This window comes from Chryseobacterium lactis (genome assembly GCF_003815875.1).
Taxonomy (GTDB): domain Bacteria; phylum Bacteroidota; class Bacteroidia; order Flavobacteriales; family Weeksellaceae; genus Chryseobacterium; species Chryseobacterium lactis.
On sequence record NZ_CP033924.1, the window covers coordinates 2,990,629 to 3,008,438 of the forward strand.

Below are 17,810 nucleotides of genomic sequence, written 5' to 3' on the forward strand. Positions count from 1 at the left end.
ATAACATTGATTTAATCTAAATTTTAAATGGATAATTTAAACCGGAAAAAATTCTATAAATGATATTTACCATGAAATCTGGTAAGTCTCGCCGTTTATATTGCAGGCATATAATTATCCGATTTACTTTTATTTTCCGGTTTTCACCTTTTTTATCTGTCATCCAAAGCCCTCATAAAATCAATGATATCATCAATTTCCTGATCGCTAAGTTGCAAAGGAGCATCGGAAAGTGTCTGATTTTCTACTGTAAATCCAAAGCCTTTTCCCCCTCCTTTATTATAGAAATTCATAACGTCTTTCAATGTTTTATATCCTCCGTTATGCATGTAAGGAGCAGTTTTGCTGATATTTCTAAGCGTAGGTGTTTTAAAAGAATGTTGTAATGTAGGAACCGTTTCATGGAATTTTCCTCTTCCCAAATCCCTGTCAAATACTTTATTATCTCCATTTATGGCAACTCCCAGGACTTCCTGTTCTGTCTTTTTAAAGGTAGGAGGAACCGTTCCGTTAAATAAAGGTACAAAATGGCAAATGGCACATTGAGCTTTCCCCACAAAAAGATTAAAACCACGTTTTTGATTTTCTGTCATGGCAGATTTATTTCCTCTCATATACTCGTCAAAATCAGAATTGAATTTTGCCAATGAGCGGATATAACTTGCCAATACATTCTGGAGCTGCCAGACTTCCGTTTTTTGCGAGGGATATATTTTTTTGAATGCCTCACGATATTTTTTATCCTGATTAATTTTAGCCAGAATAACATTGAGATCGCCATGCATTTCTTCTTTATTGGAAATTACATCTGAACTTTGTCCTTCCAGATCATCCTTACGCATATCCCAAAACTGACCGTGTTGGAATCCTGCATAATTCAATGAAGGTGCATTTCTTGCAAGCTCTGCATTGTCGAGAGACATAGATTTGGCGAGTCCGTCAGTGAATGCTTTTTCAGGGTTGTGACAGGTTGAACAGCTTCTGTTATTATTGTTGGAGAGGATTTTATCATTAAAAAGCTGTTGTCCCAGGGCTGCTTTTTCCTTAGAAAACGCAAATTCTTTTCCCGGAGTAAAAGCATCAGGATTAAAAGCGTTTTTTGAAAAAAAAGTAGCAGCATTTTTATTCAAGGCAGTGGTTACTTCAATGTCCGGGATTTGTTCCTGCTTTTTAAATTTCAGGAGAAGAGAAGTGATTTTATTGAGGTGGTCAGGAATAAAACTGATATAATCAAAAGTATTTTTATCGGTATTATTTTTCAGCACCTTAATAGCAGAGCTGATTTCGATGTTGATTCTTTTTAATGATTGATCTTTCGACTGATCAGTAGAAATCTGTTGCAACGTTTGCTTTATGCCTTCAAGAGAATAGGGGATTTCTTGTAAAAATGTACCGGAAATCGGAGTGTCAAACCCTGAAATTCCTAAACTTGAAATTCTGAAAGCTTCCTGTCTCACTGCATCAAAAACCTGATTTTTGCTAACGGTAATTACCTGGAAGTTGGTGTCGATGGTATTACTTTTATTGATAAGTTTTTTGAGAAACCTGATGACTTCCTCTTTATTGGCCTGATCATACGGGTAAAACATTTCTTCCAAAACCTGTAGCCCTTCAGCTTCTATTTCTGTATGCTCATCCATTTCAATCTCCGGAAGTGCGGGACCATTGATGAATCTTGCCGAGTTAGGAAGGAAGTATTCTACCGCCCATTCCATTTTTTTGTAGGTTTTTCTAAGGTCTTCAAATTTTTTCTGAAGGGATTTTTGGTCTGCATTTTTTTGAACAAGGCCGATCAGTTCATTGATCTGCTTTTCGAATTCAGAATTGTTTTTGATGATTTCTTTTTTTACAGAACCTAAATCTTCGTATACCGGTTGTGGCTTTTCATTTTTACAATAAGAAAGGATAAGAAGAGCTGCTGCAGCATATAAAAACAAAAGTATCGGATATTTTGATAGTTTCTTCATAGTATGAAAAAGTATCAACAGAAGAATTTCTATTGATACTTAGGATTTTTATGAGTAATTAAAAGCTATTTTTCTACGTTTCTGATGATGACAACCTGTCCACCTTCTTTGTTTGTATTGACTCCGGATCCGTCAGGATTTTTAAACTTATCCAATTGCCATGTATGAGAGTGAATGTTTACAGTAAATGTATTAGGAACTCCTATGATGTCAGAAATATCCGTCATCGCTCCAAATTCCCATGAGCCGAATTTCTGAAGATCTCCGGACTGGTTGTAAGCAGTCTGCCATGCAGTATCGTTTCTGTTATGTTTCATGTTTAACCATGGTTTGTATTGCTTGGTAGCAATATTAAGCTGCCAGATATAAGAATCGTGAGCGGCTGCTTTATAATAAGAATCTCCGTCTTCCTGGATGTAAACAAAGTTTTCAGTAACACAAAGGTTATCAGGATTAATCAGATTGTGGCCAGGATTAGAATCTCCTTCTGCAACAACTTCCAGTTTTCCTGTCAGCATATTATTAGCATTAAGAACAAGTTTGTAAACTCTTCCCCACATGGTTAATCCTGGTTTTGGACTAATTCCGTCAGAAGATTCTCCGGTTGCCGTAAAATAGATTTCTCTTCCTTTTCCAGCACCTTTTCTATAATCTACATCTTCAACTCTTGAAAAACGAATGGCATTATTATCAATATTTTTCTGATTGATTTGAGCTCCTGTAAGGTTTTTCGCGTTGGTGATTTCAACAAATTCTACATCGTAACTGCTACCTTTTGTCATGTCAGTTTCTGTGTAGTTGTTGTTGGTCCTTTTTAATGAATATAATTTTCCGTTATCCAGGTCTCCTTGAGTGTTGGCTACATACATGATCAATTGACCCGCAGATTGGTGAGACGAAGAATAAGACTGGTCTTCACCAATAATGATATAAGATTTTCCATTAGACACATCTTTAGGAAGCGGAACTGCATTTTCCATGGAAGCTTTTCCCAAAGCCGGTTTTACTCTTGTTTTGTCAGATGCCTGAGATGCAGGAGCTAAAGGATTTATAGCATGAACCATACTTTCTTCTCCGGATTCTCCAGCGGTAAGAAATGCACTGAAACCGTGAGTTTCAGGCGTTGCCAACGTTGCAGAACATAATCTGGTCATTCCTCCGGTTCCGTTTAAAATGTATTCTCCTTTTACAGGTTTGAATGTTTTATCTAAATAGACTCTGGATACCGATTGCTTAATCTCGTGATTGGTAATCATTAAATAACCGTCAGAATTGGGATCTTTCATAATTCCCATTCCATCCGGCTGACCCCCAAAAACGAAGTCTGGAGATCCTGAAAGTATATCAGAACTTGAAATAAGAGTCGTAATGTTTAAGTTTTCAAAACCCTGCATTCCGTAGACGAAAGCAGACTCTTTAGAAAAGTTTTCAAGTTTAATCTGGTTATTAACCGGGGTATTTCCGTCTCCGTTGTTATCATCATTACAGCCTTGAAAAACAAGGGCAGCAAAGAATAGAGCACCAATAGTTTTGTGAATTTTCATAATTGTTTTTTTGAATTTCGATGAGACAAAACTAAGGGTCTATTGTTAACTGGGCTTTAAGAAGACGAAACAATTAGTTTAAGATTAGGTCATGGTTTGTTAAGCGAAGGTCAATAATTAGAATGGATATAAATAAAAATGCTGCTTTCGAAGAAAATTTTATTGATAGATTTAAGAATGAATGCAAAATGTTTTTTCTAAAACACAAATACCACAAATATAAAAACACAAATGTCACAATTTTAAAGTACAGATTTATAAAGGAATTCGTGCATTAGTGGCAAAAAAACAGGCTGTCTCAAATCTGAAACAGCCTGTTTATATAATAGATTTTCTATTTTTTAGATACTTAATGCTTTCTGATATGCATTTTCCAATCCTGCAAGGTTTTTACCACCAGCAGTAGCAAAACCAGGGTTTCCACCACCACCACCTTGGATCTCTTTCGCAAGGTCTTTGACGATAGCTCCAGCCTGATAATCTGCAGCCAGATCATCAGAAACTCCAACAGTGATCATAGGTTTTCCGTCAGAATCTGAAAGAATAATCGTTACTGAACCCGGAATTTCTTTTTTCAACTGGAATACAATGTCTTTCACAGAACCGGCGTCCAAAGAAGTTTTCTTTACCAGAAGCTGTTTGTTTCCTTTTTGCTCGTAAGCATTTTTCCAATCGCTGATTTCTCCTTTTGCTTTTTCTTTCTTCAGTCCATCTACTTCAGCTTTTAACGAAGCATTTTCCTCGATTAATTTCTCGATAGATCTTACAATGTCTTTAGATTTTAATAACTGAGAAAGTTCAGCCATTTGCTTTTCAATATTGTTGAAGTATTCTTCAGATTTATCTCCGGAAATGGCCTCAATTCTTCTGATTCCTGCTGCTGCGGAACCTTCAGAAACGATTTTGAAATGACCGATTTCGCTGGTGTTTTTCACGTGAGTTCCTCCACAAAGTTCTTTTGAACTTCCAAACTGGATCATTCTCACGCTGTCACCATATTTCTCACCAAATAAAGCCATTGCTCCCTTCTCTAAAGCTTCCTGAATCGGGATGCTTCTGAATTCCTGTAAAGCAATGCCAGCCTTGATTTTTTTATTTACTTTATCTTCAATTAAAGCAAGATCTTCTTCTGTGATTTTATTGAAGTGAGAGAAGTCGAAACGTAAGTAATCAGGTCCTACATAAGAACCTTTCTGTTCTACGTGAGTTCCTAAAACTTCTCTTAATACCTCGTGTAAAAGGTGAGTTACAGAGTGGTTTCCTTGTGAATTTTTTCTTTCAGTAGCATTTACTCTGGCATAGAAAAGAGCTCCTGCATCTTTCGGAAGACCGTTGATTAATGAAACAATTAATCCGTTTTCTTTTTTGGTTTCCAATACTTCAAAGCTGTCAGCAGCATTTTCCAATACTCCTTTATCACCAACCTGTCCTCCTCCTTCAGGATAGAAAGGAGAGTTGCTAAGCACAACCTGATAGAATTCTCCGTCTTTATTTTCTACTTTTCTGTATCTTGTAATATAGGTTTCAGATTCAATCTGATCATATCCAACAAATGTTTCAGGTTTTTCTTCCAAAACAACCCAATCGTATACTTTTTGAGCAGAATCAGATTTGGAACGCTGTTTTTGCTTGGCCATTTCCGCCTTAAATCCTTCCTCATCAATCGTTAACCCTTTTTCTTCTGCAATAATTCTTGTTAAATCATCCGGGAATCCATAGGTATCGTACAATTCAAACACCTCTTCGCTAGGCAATACTTTCTGATTGTCTGCGATCGTTTGCTCAATTAGCTTTTCAACTCTGATCAGTCCGTTTTCAATTGTTTTCAGGAACGATTCTTCCTCACTTTTGATTACTTCTGTTACCAATTTTCCTTGTTTTCCAAGTTCAGGGAAGAAGGTACCCATTTGTTCCTGAAGAACAGCAACCAATTTGTAAAGGAAAGGTTCTTTCATATCTAAGAATCGATAAGAATAAGAAATCCCTCTTCTCAAAATTCTTCTGATAACGTAACCAGCTCCTCCGTTTGAAGGCAATTGTCCGTCTGCAATGGCAAAAGAAACCGCTCTGATGTGATCAACTACCACACGGATTGCAATATCTTTTTCGTCTTTTAAAATACCGGTATATTTCTTACCTGAAAGTTCTTCAACTTTAGCAATTAATGGAGTGAAAACATCAGTGTCATAGTTGGAAGATTTCCCTTGAAGCGCCATACAAAGACGTTCGAAGCCCATTCCTGTATCTACATGCTGAGCAGGTAATTTTTCCAGAGAACCATCTGCTTTTCTGTTAAATTCCATGAAAACGAGATTCCAAACTTCCACCACTTGAGGATGATCGTTGTTCACCAATTCTAAACCAGAAACTTTAGCTTTTTCTTCTGGAGTTCTTAAATCGATATGGATTTCCGAACAAGGTCCACAAGGTCCGCTTGCACCCATTTCCCAGAAGTTATCTTTTTTATTTCCGTTAATGATTCTGTCTTCTGAAATATGAGATTTCCAGAAATCAAATGCATCCTGATCCCTGTCAAGGTTTTCAGAAGTATCACCTTCAAAAATAGTAACATATAAATTTTCTTTTGGAATTCCGTATACTTCAGTCAGTAATTCCCAGGCAAAAGCAATAGCCTCTTTTTTGAAGTAATTCCCGAAAGACCAGTTTCCCAGCATTTCAAACATAGTGTGATGATAAGTATCTCTACCCACATCATCCAGGTCGTTATGCTTTCCTGAAACTCTCAGACATTTTTGTGTATCGGCAATTCTAGGGGCCGTAGGCGTTTTGTAGCCTAAGAAAAAGTCTTTGAACTGAGTCATTCCTGAGTTGGAAAACATAAGGGTAGGATCGTCTTTCAGCACGATAGGAGCCGAAGGAACAATGAGGTGATCCTTACTTTTAAAATAATCTAAAAATTTTTGACGTATCTCTTGTGATGTCATAGTATTGCTTTTGCTTTTTTTAATATCAAATTTTGATAAGATGCAAATTTAAGATTTTTAGGTGATTTAATGTCTACTATTTGATATTTTCAAGTACGTTTTATCAAATATCTGACATAATAATACATCATAGTTTTTAATGGATCTGATAATTTGTTCTATTGAAACCTAACAGGTTTTCAAAACCTGTTAGGTTTAGAACCAATTGAAGACAGTAAATTCTGCACTTTTAACTCTACAATTTAAAAAATCTTATCTTCGTTTATAATTTCCTCATGGTGATGAAAAATGAGACTCTTAAAAAGTGGATAGATGAATATTCCGGCCCGTTATTAAAAAAAGCGTTGTATATGCTTTCCAATAAAGAAGATGCGCAGGATGTTGTTCAGGAAGTTTTTCTTGCCGCATTTTCCAGTTATGATTCTTTTGAAGGGAAAAGCCAGCCGCTGACCTGGCTGATGGCGATTTTGAATAGAAAAATTGCAGATTTTTATAGGAAAAAATATAAATCAGAGCCTAATATCAGACTTGATCACTTTTTTGATGAAACAGGATCCTGGAAAAATAATGATGTTTTAAATGACTGGGACGTTTCCGGAAAGGAACCTGAACTTTTAGATAATGATGATTTTAATAAAACCTTAGAAGATTGCATCGAAGAACTCCCGGCCAGATGGAAAATCTTACTTAAAATGTATTACCTCGAAGAAAAAAAAGCACCGGAAGTAAGTCAGGAATTGGATGTTTCAACGACTAACCTTTGGAAGATCTTACAGAGATGCCGGATGCAGCTTAGAGAATGTCTCGAGTTTAATTGGTTTTCAGGAAGATAAATGTTTAAAATGATAAAAAAAATTCTACATATCTTATTTTTACCATGCAGTGAAGCAACTCTACTCATGGAAAAACGAAATGCACATTCCATTTCTTCTAAAGAGAACCGGAAGCTCAGTCTGCATTTGATGATCTGTAAATGGTGTAAAATGTACAACAAGAAATTAGCTCTTCTTGATTCTGTTTTTAAAAAGACCTTTTCCCAAAAAAATGCTGAAATTGATGAAGTTGAAATTCAGGATTTTAAAAATAAAATGATTGAAAAATTAGATTTTTAATAAAATTTTGTCAGGATTTTAAAATAGCTCCGACTATACTTTTGAAAATAATATAAGTATTCATTTAAAATCTAAAAAAATGGTCGGAACAACAAAATCTTCAAACAAAAATCTAACGTATCAGTCAGGATATTATATCTCACTTTTCGGAGCTGCACTTATTTTACTCTGGATTGGTATATTCAAATTTACCCCAACTGAAGCAGCAGGAATTAAACCCTTGGTTGAAAACCATTTTCTAACCTTTTTCGTATATAAGATTATGAGCGTCCAGGCAGTGTCAAATCTTATCGGAGCGATAGAAATTATCATTGCTTTACTCCTCATATTTAGTGCGAAATTTGCTGTACTAAAAAGATATGCAGGAATAGGAATGGTAGTAACATTTACGGTGACATTAAGTTATCTTTTTACGACTCCGGGAATGTGGAAAACGGTAGATGGAGTTCCTGTTACAGACTTCTTTATCTTAAAAGATTTGATGTTGCTTGGATTTGGATTAATGCTATTTCAAAATAAGAATAATGAATAAAAAGAATAAAATGAAAAATATATTAATTGTACTCGGAATCATTCTGGGTATAGCAGTATTTGCTGCAGGATCGGGACTTTTTAAAAATACAAAGTCCAAAGAAGTAGGAAAAGAAAAAGAAAATCAGGAAATTATGGATAATAAAAATGCTAGAGAAATTTATTTTGCAGGTGGATGTTTCTGGGGAACAGAGCATTTCTTTCAACAAATTCGTGGAGTTGTAGGAACTGAGGTCGGTTATGCCAATGGAAATAGTAAAAATCCTACCTATGAAGAAGTGGTAAGCCACACAACAGGCTTTGCTGAAACCGTAAAGGTAAAATATGATCCTGAGCAGGTAGATCTGAAATTATTAATTGATCTGTATTTTAAAACAATTGATCCTACAAGTAAAGATCAGCAGGGAAATGACAGAGGAAACCAATACAGAACCGGTATTTATTTTACGGACAAAACTGATGAAGCGGTGGTGAAAAATGAAGTTCAGAAGCTTGCTAAAAATTATAATAAACCTATACTGGTAGAAACTATCCCTTTGAAAAACTTCTATAAAGCAGAAGATTATCATCAGGATTATCTGGATAAAAACCCTGGAGGCTATTGTCATATTGAACCCGGATTATTTGAAATGGCCAAAAAAGCAAACCCACTTCCGGCAAAGCCCAAAACAACAACCTATCAGAAACAGGATAAAAAGGTTTTAAAAGAAAAGTTGACTGCAGAACAATATAGTGTAACTCAGGAAAACGATACAGAAAAGCCCTTCCAAAACGAATATTGGAATGAAACCCGCGAAGGAATCTATGTAGATATTACAACAGGAGAACCCTTATTTGTTTCTACCGATAAATTTGAATCAGGTTGTGGATGGCCGAGTTTTTCAAAACCGATTACAAAAACTTTGATTGATGAAAAACTAGATCGTACCCACGGTATGGACAGAGTGGAAGTAAGAAGTAAAACGGGAGATGCCCACCTGGGACACGTCTTCACTGATGGACCTCAGGATAAAGGCGGATTACGTTACTGTATCAACAGTGCTTCTCTGAAGTTTATTCCAAAAGCGGAGATGGAAGGAAAAGGATACGGAAAATACCTTCCGTTGTTAGATAAAAAGTAATTTGAAAGGAAGGCTGCCAATTGGCAGCCTTTTATTTTTTAATGAAAAGTGTAATTCCTCTTGGAGAGTAAGAGTCTTTCTTTAATACTCAACATGGATATATTTACGAATAACAAAAGTCCAAAAATAATGTAATAGGCCTGTTTAGGAAGCTCAAGTAAATATTTTATCTTTTCAAAACCTCGATAAGAAGGTCTATTATCATAATGATATTCACCTCCAACAACATCATATCCTCTTTCAATTTGACTGGGATCTTTATAGAAATGTACTGCAAAAAAATGTCCTGTTTTTTCGAGATCAACACAATAAGCTTCCTGTTTAGACAGAATCATAGCGTCAATTAGGGCTATAAAGTCTCTATAAGTATTTTGATTTTCTATAACAAATTCAATTCCTGTTTCCTTTTCATTTTTGGCTTGTAGCTCTTTAAGCTCGGAAACATAAAAATCCCGGTTTTGAAAAGCGGTGTTTGGCTTAACTATGATTTTTTTGTAATTCCAATTTCTATATGGCTCAAAGGTATTATCTAAGCTAGTTTGAGGAATAACTTTTGCAGGGAGTCCCAGATCTATGATTGAATAGACTGGATGAATTCTCTGGCTCCCATAATACCAAAATAAAACAGGAATTAATAGCGCACTTATAAGTCCGGGTACATAATATATTTTTCTCATGCTAGTTTTTTAGGAATGAGTTGAAGATTTTCTTTGATACTCAACATGGATATATTCAAAAATAATAGAAACCCAAAAATGAAGTAATAGACATCTTTGGGAATGTCTGTATAAATTTGTTGCATTTTGTCAAAAAGATTGGGGTCATAAGCCTCCTCAGTTATGGAAATATTGTCATTACAGAGTAGGCATTCAAATTCTGGATCTGTACGATTAGGATCTTCGTATTCAACTATTGCAAAAAGATGACCTGTCTTTTCAATATCTAAAGCATAGGTGCCGTGTTTTGCAATAGACATATCGTTGAGAAGAGAAACAAAATCACCATATGTATTATTTTGATCTAAAATAAATTCTATTCCTGTTTCTTTCTCATTTCTTTTTTGGAGGTTCTTTAGTTCAGAAACATATAGTTTTGAATTTTCCTTGGCTGCTCCAGAGGCTATATTTATTTTCTTGTAATCCCAATTTCTAAGAGGCTCAAAGGTAATATATGACATTTCATTATTGTCTCTTATTTTGGCAGGAAGGCCTATATCTATTACTGAAATATTAATTTCCTCAGCCTTTTGGCTCCCATAATACCAAAATAAAACAGGTATCAATATAGCACTGATCAGCCCGGGTACGTAATATATTTTTCTCACTTTATGTTTTTTATAAAAGTAATAAAAAAAGATTACCCTTTTTGAATAAGGCAATTTTTAAGCGAAATCGATAAGGATGAACCGAAGATCATCGGAAATACAATTGATGATAATGAAAAAGATATTCGTTTTCATTATATTTTTAAGATTAAAATATTAAATTTGATAGCACTAATAAGGATTTATGAAGTTAATCGAACTGGCGGAAGAACTGAATGTCTCTGCCGAAGCCATCAAACAGTTTATACAGGATTTTGACCTTGAACTCGTAGACTGTATCAGTACCAATTTCGAAGTAAAGGACGATTTTGAAAAATTTGCTCGTGAAAACATAGATTTTTTACGATTATATGAAAAAGATCTGGATAAAAATAAAACAGTAGAGCAGATTGCGGAAGTCATCAATCAGCCTAAAGATAAAGTTGAAAAAGCGCTGAAAGAAAATAATCCGAATATATTTGACAACGGTTTTTTTAAATCCTCTATTTCAAGCTATGGAATCGATAATAAACTGGGCGGAAATTACCAGTTTGTCTATGATTATTTTGGTCATAAAACAAGTCTTCAGCAAAGAGATTTTATAGGATACAGAGATTTGTTTTTCTATACATCAGCAGCTTTGGAACCGTTTCTGAACCCACAACAGATTAAAGACTGGGGAATCAACAAGCCTGCAGGGATTATATTGTATGGCCCTCCCGGAAGCGGGAAAATTTTTTGGGGCAATAAAATCGCAGAAATTATCGGATATCAATTTAAAGAAGTGAAAAAGCATTATCTGGGGATTTCATTTGTTGACGGAAATGAAACCAATTTTAATGACTTCCTGCTCAATATGATGAAGGAAAATAAGGTACTGCTGTTCCTTGATGATTTTGATGATATTATGATGGAAAGAAAGGCTGAAACCGATGTGGCATCCTGTAATCTGGAAGCTCAGGAATTGATCCTTCATTATATCGGAAAATTTGAAAAAGAAGGTGTATTGATGGTGGGCTCGGCCAATTCTGTTTCAGAGATTGATGAAGAAATATTGGCTCCCGGAAGATTTGATGTGATGATTCCTATATTTCCTCCCAATGCAGCAGAACGTTCAGAAATTATTTTGTACTCAATGACAAAAGGTCTTGAAGAAGATTCTTTACTTTATAAAATACTCAAAAACAATAAAGCAGATAAAGTTCCTTTTTGGCATGAAGTTTCATCAAGAATGAGAGCTTTCAGCAATACCATGTTGATTGACTTTACCCAGAGCCTTAAAAAAAGAATTAAAAATCTTTATCAGCGAACCAGAAACGAAAAGCTTAAAATCGATCAGAATCTTATCAATTCAGCTTTACGGGACGCCGCCGGAAAACTGACTGAAGAATACCTCGATCAGGTTGCCCGGTTTTTAGCGGATGTTATCATTAATAATTATGAGGAATTTCAATTCAGAATTCAGGCGCTGAAAAAGGAATTGGAAGCTTATAAAGTAGTGGAAGAACCTAGAAGAGCAATCGGCTTTCATCATAACGGCGAGAAAGAGGAGTAGGTATTTTAGAGAATGAAAATGGGACGAGATGCAGATCCGGGTTCCGCACAGAATCTGGAATCTGAAGGTCTCCGCTTTCTAATTTCATGGTCTCTTTATTATAAACTCACTTTCTAAAAATGGCACCATTATTAATTACTCATTACCCATTACTTATTACCAATGAACAGCATCTGGGAGCTTGAAACCTTTTACAGAAAAAGAAATATAATAATTATCGGATCAGGATTTTCAGGTCTGTGGACTGCACTATCTGTGAAAGAAAAATACCCTGAGAAATCTGTATTGGTTATCGACAGAACTCCTATTCCCTTGGGGGCTTCCACCAGAAATGCAGGTTTCGCCTGTTTCGGAAGCCTGACGGAGGTAATTGCTGATTCTCAGAAAATGGGATGGGATAAAACACTGGATTTGGTCAGGATGAGGTTTGAAGGACTTCAAAAGATCAGACGCTATTTTAAAAGTGATGAAATTGATTTTGAACTCAGCGGAGGCTATGAAATTGTTAATGATGCCGAGCCCATACAACACATTAATTTTGTTAATGAAAAGCTGAAATCTATAACCGGATTAGAACATACTTATGCTCTTAAACAAGAAAAAATAGAAGAATTCGGTTTGGGTAAATCCAGATATTTAATCGAAAATTCCTGTGAGGGAAGTCTTCATTCCGGAAAATTGCTGCAAAAACTTCTGGAAAAATGTCAGGAGTTGAAAGTAGAATTTTTGTTTGGATCAGAAGTAAAGAATATTCACGAAATATCCGATGAGGTGAATATTTATCTGTCGGAAAACTTATCTATAAAGGGAGAACAGATTATTTATTGTACAAATGCCTTTAGCACAACATTTTTAGAAAAAGAAGATATAATTCCTGCCCGTGGACAAGTTCTTTTAACCGAACCCATTGAAGGTTTAAAATTAAAAGGAACGTTTCATTATGATGAAGGGTTCTACTATTTCCGGAATTTAGGAAACCGGGTTTTGTTAGGCGGAGGAAGAAATAAGGATTTTAAAACCGAAGAAACCGCAGTACTTGAAACCACAGAATTTTTGCAAAATCATTTAGAAAGTTTTTTAAAAGATGTCATTCTACCGGATCAGGAGTTTAAAATTGCACTGCGCTGGTCAGGAATAATGGCTATGGGATCAGAAAAAACACCTATTGTAAAACAACTTTCACAAAGACAATTCTGTGCCGTTAGACTTTCCGGAATGGGAGTAGCATTGGCGCCAAAGATCGGGGAAATGGTGGCTGAGATGATTTAGATTAAAACTTTTGTACCAATGAAATACTTACCTTTTGAACGCATTACTTATCGAACAGATTTGTCCGAACAGGAAGTAATGGCAAGGCTTTCCGGTTTTGTTGAACCCAAAAAATACGGTTTTGGAAACATACACACCAAAGAATACGAAGGCTCTGTGGGTGATAAACATTTTGAAATCAATAGAATTATCAAAGGAAGAAATTCTTTTATTCCCCAAATAAACGGGAACATTCAAAAAAGCAATGGTGAAACACAAATAAATATTACTATGAAATTACATTGGATTGTGTTTGCTTTCTTAATTTTCTGGTGTGGATTTATTATATATTCCTTAATAACTACTTTAACCATTGAAGATTTGAAGTCTTTGGATTTTTTTCTCCCTACATTCATGATATTATTTGTTTATGCCATAACAATGTATGGTTTTAAAAGTGAAAGTAAAAAATCAATGGAATACCTCGAAAAGAATTTTGAAGCTAAAAAAATAGTGAATAAATATTAACCATTCTCGTATAGATTTATAGGTCGGGTTTAAAAAAGTATCTACTTAAAATTCAAAATCCCTAACTCTAAAAGAAATCCTTATTTTTGCATAAAAGAAATATTCGTGATCAACAACGACCAGATAAAAGAAGTTCAATCCAGAATTAGTGAATTACACAGATACCTTCAGATTGAAAAAAAGAAGATAGAAATTGCCAATGATGATGAAAAAACGGCAGCACCTGAATTTTGGGATAGCCCAAAAATTGCAGAAACGTTTTTGAAGCAGCTTCGTTCCAAGAAAAAATGGGTAGAAGACTATGAAGAAATCAATACGCAATTTGAAGATCTTCAGGTTTTAGCCGATTTTGCAAAGGAAGATCCCGATTCTGAAAAAGAACTGGATGAAACCTTCCCGAAATTAGTTGAAAAAATTGAAGACTTAGAGTTCAAAAATATGCTTTCCAATGAAGGAGACGAGCTTTCTGCCGTACTTCAGATTACAGCCGGAGCAGGAGGAACAGAAAGTTGTGACTGGGCATCCATGTTGATGAGAATGTACACCATGTGGTCGGAAAAGCAAGGTTATAAAATCCGTGAACTCAATTTCCAGGAAGGGGAGGTCGCTGGTGTGAAAACCGTTACTTTGGAAATCGACGGTGAATATGCATTCGGATATCTGAAAGGAGAAAACGGAGTACACAGACTGGTAAGAATTTCACCATTTGACAGCAATGCAAAACGTCATACAAGTTTTGTATCCGTATATGTCTATCCTTTGGTTGATGATACCATTGAAATCAACATTAATCCTGCCGATATCAGTTTTGAAACTATGAGATCTTCAGGAGCAGGAGGGCAGAACGTAAATAAGGTAGAAACAGCGGTACGTCTTCGACACGCACCAACCGGAATTATTATTGAAAACTCAGAGTCCCGCTCTCAGCTTCAGAACAAGGAAAAAGCAATGCAGCTCCTTCGTTCAAGATTGTATGAAATGGAACTGGAAGAACGTATGAGAGCCAGAAATGAGATTGAAGCCAATAAAATGAAGATCGAATGGGGAAGCCAGATCAGAAATTACGTGATGCATCCTTACAAACTGGTAAAAGATGTACGCTCAGGCCATGAAACATCAGATGTGGATGCTGTAATGAATGGTAATATTACTCCATTCTTAAAAGCGTTCCTGATGGCTGATGGGACGGCGGTTTCCGACGATGATCTCGACCTATAGAATATCATGTGCGAATTTTAGTTAAAATCTTATAATTAATTTTTGTATCAGGTATTTTAGACTTATTTTTGTTGTACATCGATATATATGGAAGATTTCAATAGCTGGAAGGATTTATTAAACCCTGAATTTTATATTAAAATGGGAGGGTTTTGGCTGATTTTATTTATTGTTTTTGCTGAAACGGGTTTGTTTGTAGGATTTTTTCTCCCTGGAGACTCATTATTATTCGTTTCAGGAATTTATGCTGTTGAAATCATCAAAGAGACATTCAGCTCCACAGGGAGCGATTTTCTGGATACCACAATCCTAGCATCCGGAGTTGCCCTTGCTGCTATCATTGGAAATGAAGTTGGGTATTATTTTGGTAGAAAAGCAGGACCTGCTCTGTACAAAAGACCGGATTCAATGCTTTTTAAGAAAAAATATCTTTATCAGGCTCATGATTTCTTTGAAAAACACGGCGCATTAGCCATTATTATGGCCAGATTTTTACCTGTCGTAAGAACATTTACGCCGATTGTGGCAGGAATTGTTAAAATGGATAAGAAAGAATTTTTAAGAGATAATGTAATCGGAGCTGTATTATGGTCATTTCTTTTGATCTTTGCCGGACATTACCTGGATAAACTATTCATGGAGCAGTTTGGAATCAACCTAAAAGAAAAACTGGAATACATTATTATTGTAATTGTATTGGTAACAACACTTCCGGTTATTATTAAGTTTGTTTTCGGAAAAAAAGATGATTTATCTAAATACGAGAACAACGACTCTGAATAAGAAATAAATAAAAAATAGTATAGGTAACCTGCTTTTAGCGGGTTATTTTTTTATCCATTCTAAAATATTGGGGTAAATAATACTGTCTCTTTTTCTTTTGTTGAAAAGCCGCGGTACATGGCCTGTTCTTTCCATGAAAACAAGTTTGTGCGGAATATTCAATCGGGATAAAGCCGAGTCCATGGCAAGACCCTGATGTTGGTTAACCAAAAAGTCCTGATTTCCCTGGAAAAGAAGCGTGGGAACATTCGTAATATTAGCAATAGGGCTGGCTTCCTTAAATGCCTCAGAAAGATTCTTCCTGTCAAACGGAGTTCCTACCACTTTTTGAATTGTGGGTGAAGTATATTTAGAATAAAATGAATTTAAATACTCAGAACTGTAGAAATCCGTTGGCCCACTAAGGGAAATGATTTTCTTAATCTGATCAGGGTGTTGGTATCCGTATAAAAGGGCGAGTTGCCCGCCGGCACTTTCTCCTAGAATAATATAGTTATTAGGAAGGAGTTCTGCTTTATCAGTCAAAGAATTGAATCTTTCAATAGCTAAACCGATATCTTCAAGCTGCTGTTTATATGTTATTTTCTTTTTTTTAGAAACCAGTCGGTAGTTCATATTGATGCTCGGAATATTATTCTTAAAAAGCATTTTCTGAACCTGTATCATATGCTCTTTTTTTCCGAGCGTCCAGGCACCTCCATGTACAATAAGAAGAACAGGAGAATCTTGTGGATAATCTTTAGGCAGAAAAATATCCATCTTCTGTCTTTTGTGTTCTCCATATTTTAAATTATAGATTTTTTGCTGGCCACCGGGGCCTACCCAGACTTTGAATTTTGTATTGCAGGATTGAAGTAGAAAACTGATGCATCCCACAACGAAAAAATGATACTTAATAACCAGCCTTTTCATAAGTCAAATGTAGTGAAAATAACATATTTTTGATTTCAGTATCTGTAAAATTATTATTTTGCAAACTGTTAAAAAGTAGAATTAAATATTTATTTTTGCTGAACTTAACAGATCTTAAAAAAATATTAAAATATGGCGTCAGGCTTTTTTGCAATTTTAGATGATATTGCAGCATTGATGGATGATGTAGCAGTAACAAGTAAGATTGCTACACAGAAAACAGCAGGTATTTTGGGCGATGACCTGGCTGTGAATGCAGAAAAAGCCACTGGCTTTCTTTCTTCCCGGGAGCTTCCGGTTTTGTGGGCGATAACCAAAGGATCATTTATCAATAAACTGATCATTCTTCCTATCGTTTTTTTACTCAATTGGTTGTATGCTCCGGCTATTAATTATGTATTGATCCTTGGAGGATTCTATCTGGCCTTTGAAGGAGTTGAAAAAATAATAGAATTTCTTTTTCATCGTGACAAAAAAGGGCATGAAGTTATAGAGGAAACTGTAGAAGAAGAAAAAAGTTCTGAAGAAATAGAAAAACAAAAAGTAAAATCGGCAATTACAACGGATTTTATTTTATCAATCGAGATCGTTATTATTGCTTTAGGAACCGTATTGGAAGAAAGCCATCCTTTCATTACACAGATTTTAGTAACGAGCCTGGTTGCATTTATTGCGACCGTTGGGGTTTATGGAATTGTAGCTTTGATCGTAAGAATGGATGATGCAGGGTTTAAATTAATAAAGAAAAGTAATGATAAAGGTTTTTTTGGAAAGCTTGGGCATGTATTAGTGAAGGCTTTACCTATTGTTATTAAAATATTAGGAGTTGTAGGGACAATTGCCTTAATAATGGTTGCTGGTGAAATTTTTCTGCATAGAATAGAATTTTTTCATGGATTACTTCCAACTTGGCCGGATGTTTTGAAAAAGGTTATGCTTGGAATTATTGGCGGATTAGCCGCAGTGGCTGTATTTACCGTAGGAAAAGCAATATATTCGCTGGCAACAAAGAAATAAACTGAAGGTATATAAATAGAGAATCC

At 35.4% G+C, this 17,810-nt stretch carries 16 protein-coding genes; 10 read left to right on the plus strand and 6 right to left on the minus strand.

Annotation, left to right across the window (positions count from 1 at the left end):
* Positions 1 to 152 precede the first annotated feature (152 nt).
* The 3 genes from EG342_RS13355 to alaS all read right to left on the minus strand — a co-directional run bounded on the left by EG342_RS13355 (position 153) and on the right by alaS (position 6,456).
* Positions 153 to 1,967, minus strand: coding sequence for a cytochrome-c peroxidase (locus tag EG342_RS13355; RefSeq protein ID WP_103294104.1), 1,815 nt, complete (start codon positions 1,965 to 1,967; stop codon positions 153 to 155).
* Positions 1,968 to 2,032: 65 nt separating this feature from the next.
* Positions 2,033 to 3,511, minus strand: a complete 1,479-nt coding sequence (locus EG342_RS13360) for a hypothetical protein (protein ID WP_103294105.1) — start codon at positions 3,509 to 3,511, stop codon at positions 2,033 to 2,035.
* A 341-nt stretch (positions 3,512 to 3,852) separates the two neighbouring features.
* Positions 3,853 to 6,456 (minus strand): alanine--tRNA ligase, encoded by a 2,604-nt coding sequence (gene alaS, locus EG342_RS13365; RefSeq protein ID WP_103294106.1) that lies wholly within the window; start codon positions 6,454 to 6,456, stop codon positions 3,853 to 3,855.
* A gap of 275 nt (positions 6,457 to 6,731) precedes the next feature.
* On the opposite strand from alaS, the gene EG342_RS13370 reads away from it, so the two are divergent.
* From EG342_RS13370 to msrB, 4 genes are all read left to right on the plus strand, one after another.
* Complete coding sequence (locus tag EG342_RS13370; protein WP_185126931.1) at positions 6,732 to 7,289, plus strand: RNA polymerase sigma factor; 558 nt, start codon at positions 6,732 to 6,734, stop codon at positions 7,287 to 7,289.
* A gap of 9 nt (positions 7,290 to 7,298) precedes the next feature.
* A complete protein-coding gene (locus tag EG342_RS13375; RefSeq protein ID WP_103294141.1) occupies positions 7,299 to 7,568 on the plus strand; it encodes a hypothetical protein in 270 nt (89 codons plus the stop codon).
* Positions 7,569 to 7,647: 79 nt separating this feature from the next.
* The gene (locus EG342_RS13380) at positions 7,648 to 8,100 is read left to right on the plus strand and encodes a DUF417 family protein (RefSeq protein WP_103294107.1); all 453 of its coding nucleotides are present in this window, start codon (positions 7,648 to 7,650) and stop codon (positions 8,098 to 8,100) included.
* A 10-nt stretch (positions 8,101 to 8,110) separates the two neighbouring features.
* Positions 8,111 to 9,220, plus strand: coding sequence for a peptide-methionine (R)-S-oxide reductase MsrB (gene msrB, locus EG342_RS13385; RefSeq protein WP_103294142.1), 1,110 nt, complete (start codon positions 8,111 to 8,113; stop codon positions 9,218 to 9,220).
* A 38-nt stretch (positions 9,221 to 9,258) separates the two neighbouring features.
* On the opposite strand, the gene EG342_RS13390 is transcribed toward msrB, so the two are convergent.
* Positions 9,259 to 9,897, minus strand: coding sequence for a hypothetical protein (locus EG342_RS13390; protein WP_103294108.1), 639 nt, complete (start codon positions 9,895 to 9,897; stop codon positions 9,259 to 9,261).
* Positions 9,894 to 10,544, minus strand: a complete 651-nt coding sequence (locus EG342_RS13395) for a hypothetical protein (RefSeq protein ID WP_103294109.1) — start codon at positions 10,542 to 10,544, stop codon at positions 9,894 to 9,896. Before EG342_RS13395 ends, EG342_RS13390 begins: the two co-directional genes overlap by 4 nt.
* Positions 10,545 to 10,728: 184 nt before the next feature.
* On the opposite strand from EG342_RS13395, the gene EG342_RS13400 reads away from it, so the two are divergent.
* The 5 genes from EG342_RS13400 to EG342_RS13420 all read left to right on the plus strand — a co-directional run bounded on the left by EG342_RS13400 (position 10,729) and on the right by EG342_RS13420 (position 15,855).
* Positions 10,729 to 12,078 (plus strand): ATP-binding protein, encoded by a 1,350-nt coding sequence (locus tag EG342_RS13400; protein WP_103294110.1) that lies wholly within the window; start codon positions 10,729 to 10,731, stop codon positions 12,076 to 12,078.
* A 162-nt stretch (positions 12,079 to 12,240) separates the two neighbouring features.
* A complete protein-coding gene (locus EG342_RS13405; protein WP_103294111.1) occupies positions 12,241 to 13,347 on the plus strand; it encodes an NAD(P)/FAD-dependent oxidoreductase in 1,107 nt (368 codons plus the stop codon).
* Between the two features lie 18 nt (positions 13,348 to 13,365).
* Positions 13,366 to 13,854: a hypothetical protein gene (locus EG342_RS13410; RefSeq protein WP_103294112.1), complete on the plus strand. Its 489-nt coding sequence runs from the start codon at positions 13,366 to 13,368 to the stop codon at positions 13,852 to 13,854.
* A gap of 105 nt (positions 13,855 to 13,959) precedes the next feature.
* Positions 13,960 to 15,072, plus strand: coding sequence for a peptide chain release factor 2 (gene prfB / locus EG342_RS13415; protein ID WP_103294113.1), 1,113 nt, complete (start codon positions 13,960 to 13,962; stop codon positions 15,070 to 15,072).
* Positions 15,073 to 15,159: 87 nt separating this feature from the next.
* Positions 15,160 to 15,855 (plus strand): DedA family protein, encoded by a 696-nt coding sequence (locus tag EG342_RS13420; protein ID WP_103294114.1) that lies wholly within the window; start codon positions 15,160 to 15,162, stop codon positions 15,853 to 15,855.
* Positions 15,856 to 15,897: 42 nt separating this feature from the next.
* On the opposite strand, the gene EG342_RS13425 is transcribed toward EG342_RS13420, so the two are convergent.
* Positions 15,898 to 16,767 (minus strand): alpha/beta hydrolase, encoded by an 870-nt coding sequence (locus EG342_RS13425; RefSeq protein WP_103294115.1) that lies wholly within the window; start codon positions 16,765 to 16,767, stop codon positions 15,898 to 15,900.
* 132 nt (positions 16,768 to 16,899) lie between these two features.
* On the opposite strand from EG342_RS13425, the gene EG342_RS13430 reads away from it, so the two are divergent.
* Entirely contained in the window at positions 16,900 to 17,784 is an 885-nt protein-coding gene (locus EG342_RS13430) for a DUF808 family protein (RefSeq protein WP_103294116.1), read from the plus strand.
* Positions 17,785 to 17,810 lie beyond the last annotated feature (26 nt).

Bases quoted from the DNA above. Each gene is read 5' to 3' on its own strand.
- EG342_RS13425 (WP_103294115.1), bottom strand. From the start codon at position 16,767: ATGAAAAGGCTGGTTATTAAGTATCATTTTTTCGTTGTGGGATGCATC.
- EG342_RS13410 (WP_103294112.1), top strand. From the start codon at position 13,366: ATGAAATACTTACCTTTTGAACGCATTACTTATCGAACAGATTTGTCC.
- EG342_RS13430 (WP_103294116.1), top strand. From the start codon at position 16,900: ATGGCGTCAGGCTTTTTTGCAATTTTAGATGATATTGCAGCATTGATG.
- EG342_RS13420 (WP_103294114.1), top strand. From the start codon at position 15,160: ATGGAAGATTTCAATAGCTGGAAGGATTTATTAAACCCTGAATTTTAT.
- alaS (WP_103294106.1), bottom strand. From the start codon at position 6,456: ATGACATCACAAGAGATACGTCAAAAATTTTTAGATTATTTTAAAAGT.
- EG342_RS13375 (WP_103294141.1), top strand. From the start codon at position 7,299: ATGATAAAAAAAATTCTACATATCTTATTTTTACCATGCAGTGAAGCA.
- EG342_RS13360 (WP_103294105.1), bottom strand. From the start codon at position 3,511: ATGAAAATTCACAAAACTATTGGTGCTCTATTCTTTGCTGCCCTTGTT.
- EG342_RS13390 (WP_103294108.1), bottom strand. From the start codon at position 9,897: ATGAGAAAAATATATTATGTACCCGGACTTATAAGTGCGCTATTAATT.
- EG342_RS13400 (WP_103294110.1), top strand. From the start codon at position 10,729: ATGAAGTTAATCGAACTGGCGGAAGAACTGAATGTCTCTGCCGAAGCC.
- EG342_RS13380 (WP_103294107.1), top strand. From the start codon at position 7,648: ATGGTCGGAACAACAAAATCTTCAAACAAAAATCTAACGTATCAGTCA.
- EG342_RS13355 (WP_103294104.1), bottom strand. From the start codon at position 1,967: ATGAAGAAACTATCAAAATATCCGATACTTTTGTTTTTATATGCTGCA.
- EG342_RS13370 (WP_185126931.1), top strand. From the start codon at position 6,732: ATGGTGATGAAAAATGAGACTCTTAAAAAGTGGATAGATGAATATTCC.
- EG342_RS13405 (WP_103294111.1), top strand. From the start codon at position 12,241: ATGAACAGCATCTGGGAGCTTGAAACCTTTTACAGAAAAAGAAATATA.
- msrB (WP_103294142.1), top strand. From the start codon at position 8,111: ATGAAAAATATATTAATTGTACTCGGAATCATTCTGGGTATAGCAGTA.